Annotated in this window: 10 protein-coding genes; 6 read left to right on the top strand and 4 right to left on the bottom strand. The window is 40.0% G+C overall.

What is annotated here, in order from left to right; all coding sequences use genetic code 11:
* The first annotated feature begins 432 nt into the window (after positions 1 to 432).
* Complete coding sequence (locus C2M32_RS16980) at positions 433 to 1644, top strand: tyrosine-type recombinase/integrase (protein WP_105169513.1); 1212 nt, start codon at positions 433 to 435, stop codon at positions 1642 to 1644.
* 48 nt (positions 1645 to 1692) lie between these two features.
* Here C2M32_RS16980 and ydiJ read toward each other — a convergent pair whose 3' ends face one another.
* Positions 1693 to 4743 (bottom strand): D-2-hydroxyglutarate dehydrogenase YdiJ, encoded by a 3051-nt coding sequence (gene ydiJ / locus C2M32_RS16975; protein WP_105169512.1) that lies wholly within the window; start codon positions 4741 to 4743, stop codon positions 1693 to 1695.
* An 84-nt stretch (positions 4744 to 4827) separates the two neighbouring features.
* Between ydiJ and C2M32_RS16970 the strand changes: the two genes are divergently transcribed.
* Positions 4828 to 5091 carry a PGPGW domain-containing protein gene (locus C2M32_RS16970; RefSeq protein ID WP_325047878.1) on the top strand — a complete coding sequence of 88 codons (264 nt, stop codon included), beginning with the start codon at positions 4828 to 4830 and terminating at the stop codon, positions 5089 to 5091.
* A 48-nt stretch (positions 5092 to 5139) separates the two neighbouring features.
* Here C2M32_RS16970 and ppsA read toward each other — a convergent pair whose 3' ends face one another.
* Positions 5140 to 7515 carry a phosphoenolpyruvate synthase gene (ppsA, locus tag C2M32_RS16965; protein WP_105169510.1) on the bottom strand — a complete coding sequence of 792 codons (2376 nt, stop codon included), beginning with the start codon at positions 7513 to 7515 and terminating at the stop codon, positions 5140 to 5142.
* Between the two features lie 143 nt (positions 7516 to 7658).
* On the opposite strand from ppsA, the gene ppsR reads away from it, so the two are divergent.
* Positions 7659 to 8468 (top strand): posphoenolpyruvate synthetase regulatory kinase/phosphorylase PpsR, encoded by an 810-nt coding sequence (ppsR, locus tag C2M32_RS16960; RefSeq protein WP_105169509.1) that lies wholly within the window; start codon positions 7659 to 7661, stop codon positions 8466 to 8468.
* Between the two features lie 27 nt (positions 8469 to 8495).
* Here the strand turns inward: ppsR and C2M32_RS16955 are convergent, their stop codons facing one another.
* A complete protein-coding gene (locus C2M32_RS16955; protein ID WP_105169508.1) occupies positions 8496 to 9851 on the bottom strand; it encodes a class II 3-deoxy-7-phosphoheptulonate synthase in 1356 nt (451 codons plus the stop codon).
* Positions 9852 to 10770: 919 nt separating this feature from the next.
* Here C2M32_RS16955 and C2M32_RS16950 point away from each other — a divergent pair.
* Positions 10771 to 11640 (top strand): DNA replication terminus site-binding protein, encoded by an 870-nt coding sequence (locus tag C2M32_RS16950; protein ID WP_105169507.1) that lies wholly within the window; start codon positions 10771 to 10773, stop codon positions 11638 to 11640.
* A gap of 31 nt (positions 11641 to 11671) precedes the next feature.
* On the opposite strand, the gene C2M32_RS16945 is transcribed toward C2M32_RS16950, so the two are convergent.
* Entirely contained in the window at positions 11672 to 12886 is a 1215-nt protein-coding gene (locus tag C2M32_RS16945) for a replication protein A (protein ID WP_070985884.1), read from the bottom strand.
* A gap of 710 nt (positions 12887 to 13596) precedes the next feature.
* On the opposite strand from C2M32_RS16945, the gene C2M32_RS16940 reads away from it, so the two are divergent.
* Both C2M32_RS16940 and C2M32_RS16935 read left to right on the top strand, forming a co-directional pair.
* Positions 13597 to 14829: an AAA family ATPase gene (locus C2M32_RS16940; protein WP_105169506.1), complete on the top strand. Its 1233-nt coding sequence runs from the start codon at positions 13597 to 13599 to the stop codon at positions 14827 to 14829.
* Between the two features lie 16 nt (positions 14830 to 14845).
* The gene (locus tag C2M32_RS16935; RefSeq protein WP_105169505.1) at positions 14846 to 15808 is read left to right on the top strand and encodes a transcriptional regulator; all 963 of its coding nucleotides are present in this window, start codon (positions 14846 to 14848) and stop codon (positions 15806 to 15808) included.
* Positions 15809 to 15900 lie beyond the last annotated feature (92 nt).

The raw sequence follows: 15900 nt of genomic DNA, 5'->3' as shown, positions 1-15900 counted from the left end.
GTTTTAAAAATAGGTAGTTATAATTTTAGGGTGCTTCATTAGACCCTATAAACTCATCAAACATTTAAATTCAGTAAGCACCTAATTATGAATGACTCCAACAAGGTTTGGGTACCCGCACTAAGTCATGGTTCAAGCAATATTAGCTTTACGAACAGTGATAATCTAAGAGTTAAAGTAATTTGGAGAATGAAAATTAGAGAGGTTATTTTGAAAATTGAGCCATCGATTTAGTTTGTTTGTTGCATAAATGATATTAATAAATAAAAGTGGCTGTATAGATATTAGGGAAGTAAATTATTCACAATAAATAGGTAATTTCGCTACTTTTTTAAGTTTGGATATCCAGTCAGTGTTTGGGTTTTCTATATACATTCTTTTTGTGTAACCCTATACTACCACTTATAAAAAACAATATCGGACATTAGTGACATGTTGGTACCTTTGGTCGACACCCTCAAGCAACTGCGTTATCAGATTGCCCACGTTGAAGACAAAACACTACAACAAGAATATCCGCAATTAGAAACTTTTCTCATGGATCTGTCTGCCGAAATAGATGATATCTGGCAAGATCTCGCATTTTTATACCAGTTTCTGTATGTTTACGGAAGAAAGTCAGAAGCGACTTTTAATCGTTTTCGTAATGAACTTGAACGATTTTATCTTTGGTCATGGCTTGAGAAGAAGCAATCGGTGTTTGCATTAAAACGCGACGATATTGAAGAATATGTGGACTTCATGGTTGAGCCGGCAGCGACATGGTGCTCTGACTCAGTGCAATGGCGTTATAAAGATCAAAAAGGTATTCGCCAGATCAATGTTAACTGGCGTCCTTTTGTCGCAAAAGACACGACGGTTAGTCAGCAAACACTTGCTGCTATGTTTACCGCGTTGAATGTGTTCTATAAATTTGCCATTTTAGAAGAAAAATCTAACACCAATTTTGTCCCAGTGGTGAAGAAAAATAGTCCGTATCTTGTGGTGCAATCTCAGATAAAATTACCCGATACTTTGAGCAACTTACAATGGGAATATGTGCTCGGTGTTACCAAAGATATGTGTGATGAACACCCCGAACTTGAACGTAACTTATTTACACTTGCCTGTCTAAAAGGGCTATATCTTAGAATTTCAGAGTTATCTGAACGTGCGCAGTGGTCGCCGGTGATGAGCCATTTTTGGCAAGACCCAGATGGATTTTGGTACTTACGTATTATGGGAAAAGGAAATAAATTGCGAGATGTTACCTTAAGTAATGATTTTATTGAATATTTAAAACGTTACCGTGGATATCGGGGGTTACCTCCTCTCCCACGTGTTGACGAACCCTACCCGATAATCCATAAACTACGTGGTCAAGGTGGTATGAATGTTCGACAGTTACGCCGTATTGTTCAGCAAAGTTTTGATTTAGCTGTAGAATCTCTCAATAAAGATGGTTTTGTAGACGAAGCCGAACAATTAAAAGCTGCGACTACCCACTGGCTGCGCCATACCGGTGCTACGCACGATGCGCAACATCGCCCGCTTAAACATTTGTCTGAAGATTTGGGACACGCAAAAATCGCAACGACGGACCAAATCTATATACAAACAAATATTAAAGACAGAGCGAAGTCTGGTGCAAAGCGTAAATTATAATTATGTTAAATTGGCCTTGATCGCTAAGTATCAAGGCCAAGTGTTCGATTAACTTATAGAGCGTGCAATAAATTCTATCGGGTGTAATGGCTTTTGTTGTTCATAACGCTTGACCTGACATCTACATGAAAAGCCAGTTGCCAGTAATTTATCTGGCGATACTGCTTGAACATTACTTTGCCAAGACATTTCATAAAGCATGCGACTATTTTGCTGGTTTTGTAACTCATGGCCATAAGTCCCCGCCATTCCGCAACAACCTGTATTTGGCGTAATGAGTTTTAGACCTAACTGCGAAAAAATGTCCTGCCATACTTTAGACGTGTTTGGCAAAGCGGTAGTCTCGGTACAGTGAGTCAATAAAGTATATTGTGCAGCAGGTTCAACATTTACAACTAGTTTTGACCAATCCTGACTTTGCAACCATTCATGAGCCAACTGTACAGAAAACTCGATATCGCCATGCGTTACAAATTGTTTGTATTCATCTCGATACACCATAACTAAAGACGCATCCAGGCCAATCATGGGAATATTATGTTGAGCAAGTTGGTTTAGAAACTCAGAAGCTTTATTTGCTGTTTTAGTGAAAGCCTTTAAGAAACCTTTAACATGTTGTGCCTTACCATTTGGTACAAATGGTAACAGAATCGGTTGCTTCCCTAGCGCTTCGATCACATCAACGCACGATGCAACAAGTTCCGCTTCATAATAACTGGTAAATGGGTCTTGTACGATAAACACTGCATTTTGCTTTTCTTGTTCACTCATATTTTCAAGCAAAGCATCACTGTATTGATATTTTTCTTCAACTCGACGTTGCAGTGAAGGTGTGCTCAGCATGGGTGTGTCAACATAGCCAATGATGCGTTTTATCGAACCCGATACAAGTTTGCTTGATACCACTGGATTAACGACAGACGCAAACTTTGACAAAATCGGCGCCATCGTTTCGATATTTGCGACTAAATAATCTTTAAGTGGGCGGTTATATCGACTGTGATACAAATTTAAAAAGCGAGCTCTAAAACTTGGTACATCCACTTTGATAGGGCAAGCCGTGGTACAGGCTTTACAGGCTAAACATTCATCCATGGATTCTTTTACTTCATGAGAAAAATCATAAAGCCCCTGCTTTTTGGCGCTACTATTTCTAAAGCGTTCCCACCTAGTTGTATCGTTCTCTTTATGAATGAGCTGCTTTTCTATATCTAGCACATCCACATTGGCTTTTTGCTGTAGCCTCAACCATTCTCGGATCAGACTCGCTCGCCCTTTTGGTGAATGGCGTCTATCTTTTGTGACTTTATAAGAGGGACACATAGGCGACGCTTCATCATAATTAAAGCAAAGGCCATTACCATTACAGTTCATTGCATTTTCATAACTGTCACGTACATCAATATCAATACGCTTGTCGAACCAAGCCCGCTTTTGATCATCAACGCTAACTAGTGAGTCTTCACTTTCAAATGGAGTACATATTTTACCGGGGTTTAAGCGGTTATCTTTATCAAAAGCCGACTTGATTTTGCGCAACTCATTGAACAATTGCTCGCCAAAAAATTCTGGTCCATACTCGCTGCGATAGCCTTTACCGTGTTCACCCCACATCAAGCCACCATATTTAGCCGTAAGGGCAACCACTTGATCTGAAATGGTACGCAATAGCTTTTCTTGTTCAGGATCACACATATCAAGTGCTGGACGAACATGAAGTACACCCGCATCCACATGACCAAACATACCATATTGCAGATTATGGGAGTCGAGAAGTGCTCTAAACTCAGCAATAAAGTCAGCTAAATTTTCCGGTGGCACAGCGGTATCTTCAGCAAATGCCAGCGGTTTTTGCTTGCCTTTAGTGTTACCTAATAGACCAACTGACTTTTTACGCATCGCATAGATTTTTAAAATATCTTCTTTGTTATTAGTAAGTTGATAGCCTATAACCCCTGCTTCTTTGTTGGCAATTAGAGCATCAAGTTTACTGCACAAGTCAGATATTTTGTCATCCATTTCATCGGCAGTTTCACCATTAAATTCAACCATGTTTAGACCTTGCATGTCTATGCCAGGTACATCGGTTATTAAGTCCGATACTGAATGCCAGATGATATCTTCTTTAGCAAGGTTCAATACTTTGCTGTCGACAGTTTCGACAGAGGTAGCTTGAGCGTCTACTAGAAATGGTGAATTTCTAAGCGCTGAATCAAAACTATCATATTTAATATTGATGAGCGTTTTATATGGCGCAATTGGGGTAATGTTGAGTTTCGCTTCGGTCACTACCCCCAACGAACCTTCTGAACCTGTGATAATACGGGAAAGGTCGAAAGTAGTTAGGTCCTCGTTAAATACATTTTCTAAATCGTAGCCAGTTAAAAACCGATTTAGTCGTGGAAACTTGGCTAGAATTAGATCGCGGTTAGGTTTACAAGATGCGAGTACTTGTGAATAGATTTGCGCAACCCGATTGTCTTGCTCGGCAATAATTTGTGCTTTCTCTGTTGCTATTCTGCTGGTATTTAGTTCAGTGCCATCAACCAGAAAGGTTTTAAGACCTAATACATGATCACTGGTTTTACCGTATACCAGAGAGCCTTGGCCTGATGCGTCTGTATTGACCATACCACCGACGGTCGCTCTATTACTGGTAGATAAATCAGGCGCAAAAAAGAAGCCATAAGGTCTTAGAAAGTCATTCAACTGATCTTTAATCACACCTGCTTGGACGCGTACCCAACGTTCTTCAACATTGATTTCTAAAATTTCACGCATGTGGCGAGAAAGATCGATAACGATACCCGGTGTTAGAGATTGTCCGTTTGTACCAGTTCCGCCGCCGCGAGGGCCAAATGTCAGAGATAAAAACGGGTCCTGAGCGGCACACTGTAACGCCGTTTGGATGTCTTTATTATTCTTAGGGAAGATAACTGCCTGAGGGACGTTTTGATAAATACTGTTATCAGTTGAGTTTACGAGTCTCGTCCCATAGCTACAATCAGTTTCACCCCCAAACCCTGCACTTTTTATAGTGCTAAGATAGTCGTTTAATAATTCGTTTGCTGTATCTTGCTGACTTATATTGGCGATCATGATGGTAATAAATTATTGCTTTTGACACATTGTATCATGTAGTTAGATTTAAAAAATTGAGAAATTTAATCTTTGTTACATCTTATGAAAACTCTGACACATTCTTTTCCCTATATTAGAAAGGTAACGTTTGGAGAATTACCGATGAAAAAAATATGTATTTTGCTTCTTGGTAGTCTATTTGTGCTATTGGCGCTTGTTTTTATTATTGTTCCTGGGCCATCAGTGGTGTTTTTGCTTGCGGCGTTGGTATGTTACTCGATGTATTACCCAAGGGCTCGAACTTGGTTAAAGAAGGTACAGTCAATATTTACTAAAGCATGTTACAAGCTAGATAGACTAAAGTAATAAATAAAAAAGGCCGGTAAACACCGGCCTTTTATATGGCAGATTTGGTTAACCTTTTAGCTTATCAGCCAAGTATAACCAAGTTTCTAAAACGGTGTCTGGGTTCAGTGAAACAGAGTCGATACCCTGCTCTACCAACCAAGCTGCAAAGTCTTCATGATCTGAAGGACCTTGGCCACAAATACCTACATACTTACCCTTTTCTTTGGCTGTTTTGATAGCCATTGAAAGTAGCTTTTTGATAGCAGGATTACGTTCATCAAATAGATGCGCGATTAATCCTGAGTCACGGTCAAGACCTAGAGTAAGCTGAGTTAAATCGTTAGAGCCGATTGAGAAACCGTCGAAGTATTCAAGAAATTCTTCAGCAAGTAGCGCATTTGAAGGCAACTCACACATCATGATAACTTTCAGACCATTCTCACCACGCTTTAAGCCGTGCGCTTCAAGTAGTTCGATAACTTGAGCCGCTTCTTCTAGCGTACGAACGAATGGGATCATGATCTCAACATTAGTTAAACCCATACCGTTGCGTACGCGTTTAATTGCTTCACATTCAAGTGCAAAACACTCGCGGAAGTCTTCAGAAATATAGCGAGAAGCACCACGGAAACCGATCATTGGGTTTTCTTCTTCAGGCTCATATTGCTGACCACCAACAAGGTTTGCATACTCGTTCGATTTAAAGTCAGACATACGAACGATAACGCGCTCAGGTGCAAAGGCACATCCTAATGTAGCGATACCTTCAACAAGTTTAGCGATGTAGAATTCAACAGGAGACTCATAGCCTGCAATAATCTCGTTGATCTCTGCTTGTAAATCAGCAGGTTGGCTATCAAAGTTGATAAGAGCTTTAGGGTGAACACCAATCATACGGTTGATGATAAACTCTAAACGCGCCAGACCGATCCCCGCATGCGGTAATCTTGCAAAGTCGAACGCACGGTCAGGATTCCCTACGTTCATCATTATCTTCATTGGTAATTCTGGCATTTCATCAACACGTGACGAAATAACTTCATACTCCAATTCGCCCTCATAGATATAGCCAGTATCGCCTTCGGCACATGATACCGTTACGTGTTGGTTATTGCTGATAAGGTCAGTTGCGTTTCCACAACCTACAACAGCAGGAATACCTAATTCACGGGCGATAATTGCAGCGTGACATGTACGGCCACCGCGGTTTGTAACGATAGCTGCCGCGCGCTTCATGATCGGCTCCCAATCTGGGTCGGTCATGTCGGTAACGAGTACGTCACCTTGTTGCACTTTGTCCATTTCGTCAATTGAGTTTAAGACTCGAACAACACCTGCTCCGATCTTATGACCGATAGCACGACCTTCTGCAACTACGTTTGACTGTGCTTTAAGTTGGAAACGCTCCATCACATTCGCGTCTTCGTTTGAACGAACAGTTTCTGGACGCGCTTGAACGATATAAAGCTTGCCGTCGTTACCATCTTTAGCCCACTCAATATCCATTGGACGGCCATAGTGTTTCTCTATGATAACGGCTTGTTTAGCGAGTTCTTGCACTTCGTCATCGGTAATAGAGAATTGCGCAGATTTCGCTGGATCCATATCTACGATTTCAACCTGCTTACCGTGTGATTCATCACTTGAGTAAATCATTTGAATTGCTTTGGAGCCAATGTTACGACGTACAACGGCCGGTAGGCCTTTGTTAAGGGTTGGCTTATGGACGTAAAATTCATCTGGGTTAACAGCACCCTGTACAACCATCTCTCCTAAACCGTAGCTTGATGTTACGAACACGACATCTTCGAAACCTGATTCGGTATCGATACTGAACATAACGCCAGAAGATGCTTTGTCTGAACGAACCATGCGTTGGATACCAGCAGATAAAGCAACTCCACGGTGATCATAGCCTTGGTGAACACGATAAGAGATTGCTCGGTCATTAAATAGTGAAGCAAATACGTGTTTAATAGCAACCATCACAGCGTCAATGCCACGAACATTCAAGAATGTTTCTTGCTGACCTGCAAATGAAGCATCAGGCATGTCTTCAGCAGTAGCTGATGAACGAACGGCAAATGAAACGTCTGAATTTGTATCGCCATGAAGAGAGGCGTAAGCGTCGCGGATTGCTTTGTCTAGAGCTGGTTGGAAGGGAGTATCTATGATCCATTGTCTGATTTGGGCGCCAACCTTGGCGAGGGTGTTGACGTCATCGACATCAAGGGTATCTAGTATGGTGTGGATCTTTTCGTTTAAACCAGATTGGTCAAGGAATTCATTAAAGGCTTCAGCGGTAGTCGCGAATCCTCCTGGAACTTGTACACCAGCGTTTGATAGATTAGATATCATTTCCCCGAGAGAAGCATTTTTACCACCAACTCGAGGCACGTCTTGCATACCTAACTCTTGATACCAGAGAACGTAGTCTTGCACGGAACTGTCTCCAAAAACAAATTGTAATAAATGTGAGAGATTGTTTGACCTTTTGTAGAGGTCGCAGGCATTCTACACTGGTAAGCACACCTACGTAAACCGCGATAGGGAAAATTCAGTTAATTTGAAACAATAAGGTTATCATGAGAACGGCATTTTATATTTCAGACGGAACGGCTATCACATCCGAAGTCTTCGGTCATGCTACGCTTTCTATGTTTCCGGTGGAATTTAATCACCAAACCATTCCATTTGTTGAAACCAAAAAAAAAGCAATGGAAATCAAAAAGCTTATAGATACAACTGCACAAAGTTGTGGTGAGCGTCCGTTGGTGTTTTTCACCTTTGTAAACCCCGAGTTATCAGACATCATCCTCTCGTCACAAGGGGTATGTTATGACTTTTTGGCACTTGCTAGTAAAGTGGTAAAAAAAGAACTGAATGTTGACCCAGTACCAAAAATTCACCGTACCCACTCTATTCATGAAGCAAGCTATGACTTTCGAATTGATGCGGTAAACTATGCGCTGGCAAACGATGATGGTGCGAACATTAAAGATTATGAACAAGCTGACATCATTCTAGTTGGGGTGAGCCGAAGTGGTAAAACGCCAACAAGTTTATATCTGGCATTGCAATACGGTATCAAAGCGGCCAACTATCCAATGACAGAAGATGACCTAGAAAAAGGTAATTACCCTAGCTGCCTGCTGCCGTATAAACATAAATTATTTGGACTGACTATCAACCCAGAGCGCCTTGCTGCAATTCGCGAAGGACGAATGGCCAACTCAAAATATGCTTCGATACGTCAGTGTCGAATTGAAGTGCGCGAAGTAGAAATGCTATTTAAACGTCACAAGACTCCCTATCTGAATTCAACAAGTCATTCTGTTGAGGAAATTTCTGCAAAGATTATTTCTGAGACAGGACTAACGAGGCGCAAATATTAAAAAAGGCCGCATTGGCGGCCTTTTTAGTTATGCTTTAGTACGTGCATCTTTGAGCAAGTCTGCGACCAAGAACCCTAATTCAAGCACCTGGTCGGCATTAAGCCGTGGATCACACTGAGTTCGGTACCTTTGTGCTAAATCTTCATCAGAAAGGCCATAAGCGCCGCCGGTACATTCGGTAACATGTTGACCGGTCATTTCTAGGTGAACACCGCCTGGGTATGAGCCTTCCGCTTTGTGTACAGCAAAGAACTGGCTGATTTCACGTAGAATGTTATTGAAACTACGTGTTTTGTAGCCTGTGCTCGCTTTTTCTGTATTACCATGCATCGGGTCGGAAGACCAAATAACCTTGCGGCCTTCTTCCTGAACTTTTCTTACCAGCGCTGGGAGCTTCTCTGGCAATACATCGGCACCCATACGCGTTATTAATGTCAATCGACCTGGAATATTGTCAGGGTTAAGTGCATCAATAAGTTCAATCAGCTCATCAGGCTTCATACCTGGGCCGACCTTAACACCGATTGGGTTTTTAATACCTCTGAAAAACTCAATATGCGCATGGTCAAGCTGACGAGTACGCTCACCTATCCAAACAAAGTGTGCTGAACAGTCATACCAATCGCCACTTAAGTGGTCTCGTCGCGTGAGAGCCTCTTCATAGCCAAGCAATAACGCTTCATGAGATGTGTACAGGTCTGTTTCTTTTAAGCTAGGTGCGACTGCTGAGACAATACCGCACACTTCCATAAATTCAAGTGCATCTTGAATACGATCTGCTAATTGCTGGAACTTTTCTTTTAACGGGTTGGCTGCCACAAAACTCATGTTCCAACGATTCACTTGATGCAAATCTGCTAGGCCACCCTGAGCGAATGCTCTGAGTAAGTTAAGTGTAGCTGCGCTATGATGGTAAGCTGTCATGAGACGGTTAGGATCTGGAATCCTTGCCGCTTCGGTAAATTCAAAATTATTGATGATATCGCCGCGATATGAAGGCAACGAAATGCCATCGATGGTCTCAAAATCAGATGAACGAGGCTTAGCATACTGGCCAGCCATTCGTGCGATTTTTACAACGGGGCATTTACCACCGTACGTGAGTACCACAGCCATTTGTAATAATGTCTTAAATGTATCTCTGATATTAGCTGCATTAAAATCAGAGAATGACTCTGCACAGTCGCCACCTTGTAGCAAAAACGCTTTGCCTTCACATACATCTGCAAGTTGTTTATATAGACTGCGAGTCTCTTCTGCAAACACAAGTGGCGGCGCACTGTTTAGTTGTTTTTCTACGTCTTTGAGCGCTGACTGATCGGGGTATTCAGGTTGCTGAACAATTGGATGATCTCTCCAACTGTCAGGACTCCATGGTTTCATTCTATTTCCTCATTCCAAGTAGTATTACTTCAAACTGAAAGTAACGTATAGACGTCTTGGCATCAAGGAAAATTTAATATTCTTTCAGAATAAGAACACATCATACTTATATCTGTTTCAACATTAACCTCAGCACCCAGTTGCTAATAAACTCTTATAACTCCAAATCAACGATATAAAGTGGCATTTAAAGTAAGGCTTTCATCATAAAAGCACTGATAATTTTCAAAGCCTTAATAGTTGTCATACTCCGAGAATAAGTTGAAATTTGCCTAAGGTTTTACTTGCTGGTATTGGGATGCTCACTCAGGCAAATAGAAACTTCTAAGCTTATTGTACGAAAAGACACTAATCGCGGCTGATTTAACATAATATTGATAGCATCCCATCACTCCCCTGTTACTGACATAAAGTTTACAGATTCAGGTAAAGTCGAAGCCAGCTACATTGCGGCATGTGGTAGACAGGAATTTCATTACCATCTATCACATAGTTGCCAAGAGGTTTTCCACTTACGTTGTTTACATTGTCGTTTTAAACAAAACTAATCTCGCATTTGATTTATTGCTATACTTAAAAAAGAACACATCATACAAATAAGACAAACTAAGTATCACTCAGCAATGGCTGCATTAAAAAGCCAAAATAAACAGAGCAATGTAAGTTAAGTATGTATGTACTCACTTCAGAAAATCCCCCACTCCCTTGATGTCACTGCATCAGTGTAAGTAAAAGCTTTTCTTCAAACACGGATTCTACGACAACATAATAAATCTTTTGCTAAATATCAGCTAAAGCAAAACTAACGTTTATAAAACATTACAGTTCTGCTATCATTTGATAAGAGAACACATCATACCGATTGTTCTACAAAGCCAAGGTCAGCAACCTATAAACTAAAAGGATGATGTGTTCTACAATGACGTCAAAATTTTCAATTCGCGCTCAATTTGACTTACTTCATGAACAATTGACTTTGTTTTGTGAAGAGTTGCAAGATTCTGATATCGTTAAATCAACATATTTTGAATTACCTAAAATTGAAAAAGAACAGGAAGAAAAAGCGCCTCTTTCCATAAGCGTAAATAAAATATCTGGTAATGAAGCAACTAAAAAGATAGTAAGTGCTTACAAAGATTTATTCCTAGATGAAAAAGTCAGTGGCAAGGTAGTTCAGCGACATCCAGGTCTCATCACTATTAATGATCATGATGGTAGTTTAAATGCTAGACTTCATGCCGTGAATGAAGCCAAGCAAAAATTTAAAGAGCTAATTTTACAGATCCCAAATAATGATGCTCGTTTCGATGCCGTTCACAATGCCGTTCCATCTTTGATAACCATAGCTGGTTATCGAAAAATTCATAGCGAAACAGCTATTCCCTACTCCATCAGATTCACCTGGATGACCAAACACGCGACTCGAACTTTATCTAAAGAGGCCGCTTTGGAAATGCTTTCTAGATCATCAAACTATTCGAACCCTAGAATGATTGACCAGCAATCTTGGCAAACTCTGGTAGAACAAGAAAAAGTTCGAGTAAGTAGTTTAAGTCCAAAAAGTAAATTGAGAATAAGAAGACCGACAAGAGTATCGCCTGAAGTTAACGTTCGTTTTACAGCCCAAAAACGTTATCATGTGAGTGCGGCTCTGCCATTTATATTATTCAACCCGCACCCCGAAACAAAATTAGGGGACTTATCAAATTACGAGAAAACAGATAATCATCCAAGGAAACGAGCGTATAATTTTCTGGTTGACCGAATCTACTTAGAAAAAGTGGAATAGAAAAAGCGCCTTTAAGGCGCTTTTTAAAAATTTATTTTTTAACGATTTCTTCTAGTGTGTCTTCGTCTATCACTTCGGCGTTTTCGACTATTCGTTTACCACCTTGAATTTCGATGCGTTTGTGATGTTTATTCAGTGCAAGTATCTCTTCACAAAATTGTGCTGATGGATGCATTTCATAAACGTAGTCTATGATCTGACCCGTTTTATCGTCCTTAACATTGGTAATGTTGTATTCTGATATTGCACCCTTTTCGATTAAATCTTTCATCGTGGTCGTCATGTCACGACGAAGAGCCTTTAATTTATTTTCAGAGATATCATCTGTTGAGTAGATTGAACCGTATTTTTCCATAATGGAAAGTAATCTAAAATGATATGTTTTGCCAGGCGCAGCATATCGCCAAAGGTGATACAATCGCAGCATCATCCAGCGAGACAAACCGCGTTTTAATTCCTGAGCACTATTGAAGTAGTATCCTTTATACTCCAAATTATCGATCATGTTATGAACAAATGCATTCAAACATGCTACACACTTGATGTTTCCGCCCTGACCTTTTTTGCCACTAAAGTGCAGCGACGATAGAAAGTTCATATTCGATTCGTAGAATGAATCGTCAATATCTGAATTTCGGGTATCAGTTGCAGAATATTTAAATGACAACTTTGAACCTTGCAACGCTTCCAAAGACTCTTTTATCTGAGGATAAGGCATTGATTGACCTACGGCCTTCAATTCTTGAGCCAACTCATTCATTGAAAAAATTACCGCATATTGGATACCAGATTTAAAATTGATCTTTACTATCTTACCTTTAGACGCGAGGCGAATGAGGGCCCTTTCGACTTTTTCTTCTCGATCGGATGGCCAAACCAAGTACTCCATATCATCGCCATCTTTTTTAGCACTGACAACCGCTGGCGTTATTTTGATTTCACCTTCGTAAAGAATTCCATCTACTTTTTCAGAAATACGTCTGGTTATAATGGTTTTTTTCGGGGCATCTTCTAAAGGCAGCTTTTTATGACCAGAGCGAACAAAGCGCCCCCAAAGATCATAGTGATTGAAGGTATTCGAATAAGCTCTTAAACCATGGGCGGCATTTTCTATCGATATCCGAACATCTTTATTGTCAGTAAATAATGCAAGACTTTCATTATCAATCGCACTTTCCACACCATGGATCTGGCCTCGTAACGAATCAGGCAAGTTATCTACTGAGATGTTCACCTTTCGGCTCATTTTTCTACTTCCAAAATTTTATGACAGCTTATAACAACATATTCGTTTAAAAAAGTTAATGGCTAATGTTAGTAAAAAACTGATCCGGTCGCTATTTTTTATTCTGGATCTCATTTTTACTAACTCTAGACTCTTTGAGATCACATTTTTACTAAGTGAGCCTGAACACAGGCAATGTTTGCATATAAAAAAAGCTAAATTATCGTCTACAACGCGACGGTTTATCAAAGACTGTGCATAACTCTTCATTCGCTTAGTACGGATCCGATCTGAACTAAGAAAAGATCCGATCTATACTAACAAAACCACTTCTATTCTTTGCGTTCTGTTCATAACTAACTGATTTAACTTAGTATAAACATGATCTATAGCATGATAAATGTGCATAACCTTGTTGATAAGCTGTTTGTAATCTAACTTGCTGATTTTAGCTTAGTTATTTCGTGATCTACGACTTGATAAAGATCAGATCTTTACTTCGTAAATCGATGATCTGTATTTTATGATCTTTTCTTTATTAATTATATAGTTAAGTTACATTTTTATAGCTCTAATCTTTAATACCTATATCTTAACCATATCTAAGCTTTACTTACGTATACTTAAGTTAAAGTATTTATAAGATTTTTTTTGGATGTCTTGGTATTTTATTGTTTACTACTGTTTTGATGGACATTATAATGTTTGATATCAAGTAAAGGATATCGCGTATGTCAATTAATAACAAAGCACTTTCAACCTATAGCTTATTGAAAGCCACTGCCGAAGTTGCTGAACAATCTTTAGAAGGCCGAATTCAGCATTACAGAGCTCACCTTAAAACAGATGAAAAAGAGCTAAGAACCTATACGCAGAAGGCTGCTGCAGACTTATTAGGGTGCAATAATCGAACCCTAAAAAGAAGGCATGACCAAGGCGATTTTGATCACTTAAATATTCAAAAAGGTGCAAATGGACATTACGCATATACCTTAGCGAATATTTTCGCTATGGCCGAAATAATGGGTGTTAGTGCCGATCAACGCAAAGAAGGCGACAAGCTTCAGGTTATCGTTATCAACTCACTGAAAGGTGGTTGTGGTAAAACAACTTCTTTGGTCAACATCGCCGCAGCGTTAGCAACAACAAATATTAAACGCTATCGCATTGGTATTATCGACCTTGATCCTCAAGGTTCTTCGTCGAGCTTCTTTCCATCCAATGATCCCGAACCAATAACGGTTGGTGATTTAATGCGTGATTGTATTGAACTTGAAGAAAGCGAAACTTGGCAAAGTGTTGTCTCTAACGCATTTCAACCTACTCATATTCCTAATATTCGTGTATTACCATCAGGTATGGACGATTTCTATTTCGAACACGAAACCGCAACTGAGTTGAAAGAAAGTTCAGGTTATGAACAAACGCGACACTATCATAAATTGTATGAAAAAGTGATTGAACCTGTTGAAGATGAATTTGATATCATTTTAATTGATACTGCACCGTCACTTAACTTTATGTTTTATAATGCATTGATGGCTTCAACGGCGATGTTAATACCTGTTCACCCTGAAGCGGTCGATTTTGATGCAAATAACAAATACCTTAAACGACTGGGTGAGATATATCATACAGTGGCTGCGCTTGGTCATGATGGCTGGGATTTCATGCAATTCCTAGTTACCAACTATGTTAAAGGCAACCATTCGCAGCGCGATATCGTTAAAGATGTTCGTAGCGCCTTTGGTAGGCAGGTTATGAGTTATCCGATCAACCATAGTTCTGCTATAACGGCAAGCTCATCCTCTTTCAATACCATCTTTGATCAAAAAACATCAGATAGTCTCGCAAGTAGAGAATCATTGATAAAGGCACAAGAAAACATAAAAGATGTTGTTGATGAGTTAGAAATGTTGATCCGCTCAAACTGGCCTTCAACCCAATCAACACTGACGCAATAAGAATAAAGGTTTACCCATGGCAAAAAAACGTAAAAATGATACTCGATTAGACCCTTTTGCGTCTCCTGTTGAAGGAAGCAGTCTTGATGATCTACTGGATCAGGCTAAGGTTGGTGATGTGATCACTATGCCTGCTCCTAGCGATCCAAATCGAACGATCACCCTAACTTGTCACGTGATCAGACATAAAGATATCGAATTAAAAACAAAGGTTTATGGACAAAATAGACGTGAGCAGTCATTGTTAAATGAACGCTCAGTCGCAGACATACTGCCTGCAATTAAGAGTGATAAACGTAACTTACACCCAGCACTTTGTTGGCAAAAAGATAATATTCAGTGGGTGTTATCTGGCTCTCGTCGACGTAAAGCCTGTATTTTTGCTGGCGCGGATTACGTCGTTTTGTCATCTAATGACTTTAATGATGATGATGCTAAATTGCTTGCTGTATCATCAGATCAATATATCGCCCCCAGTTTATGGGAGTTAGGTCAGGCTTATGCTGGCACAAAACTCAAACTACAGGAACAAGGAAAGAAAGGCTCTTTTAGAGAAATTGCAGCAATAGAGGGGGTTTCACATACCGCCATTGCTGACGCAATTAAGGCCTATGAACATATTCCAAAACATGTTTTGAACTTCTATCCAACAGCAAATCATGTCGGGCGTGAAGCCGCTAAGAAGATAATTGAAGCGATTAACTTGGATCCTGAGATGTTCAACAGCATGCTCGAAGAGTTAAGCGCGCAGCCGTTTATGTTTGAAGAGATGACGGATGAGAAACGTGCTTTGATGATCACTAAGTATCTGACAACGTTTGAAGATAAGTCTCATCGCAATGAGTCTCTGTTAGAAAGTGATTTTGTAAAAGTACAGCGAAGCCTGAAAACTGGGGACATCACCATAAAGATTGATAACCGAGTACTCACCGGTAAACGCTTAGAACATCTACAAAAAATCCTGTCTGGCTATAACTAGTCTATCAAAGAGCCAAGCAGTCTAGGTTATTGCTTGGCTTTATGGGCAAACTGCCTAATCTCTGCTCCAACCAGTAAAATACCTTGGTTAAA

This window comes from Pseudoalteromonas sp. T1lg23B (assembly GCF_002964665.1).
Lineage (GTDB): Bacteria > Pseudomonadota > Gammaproteobacteria > Enterobacterales > Alteromonadaceae > Pseudoalteromonas.
The sequence above is the reverse complement of the archived record's forward strand: the minus strand, read 5'-3'. Positions and strand labels throughout refer to the sequence as shown.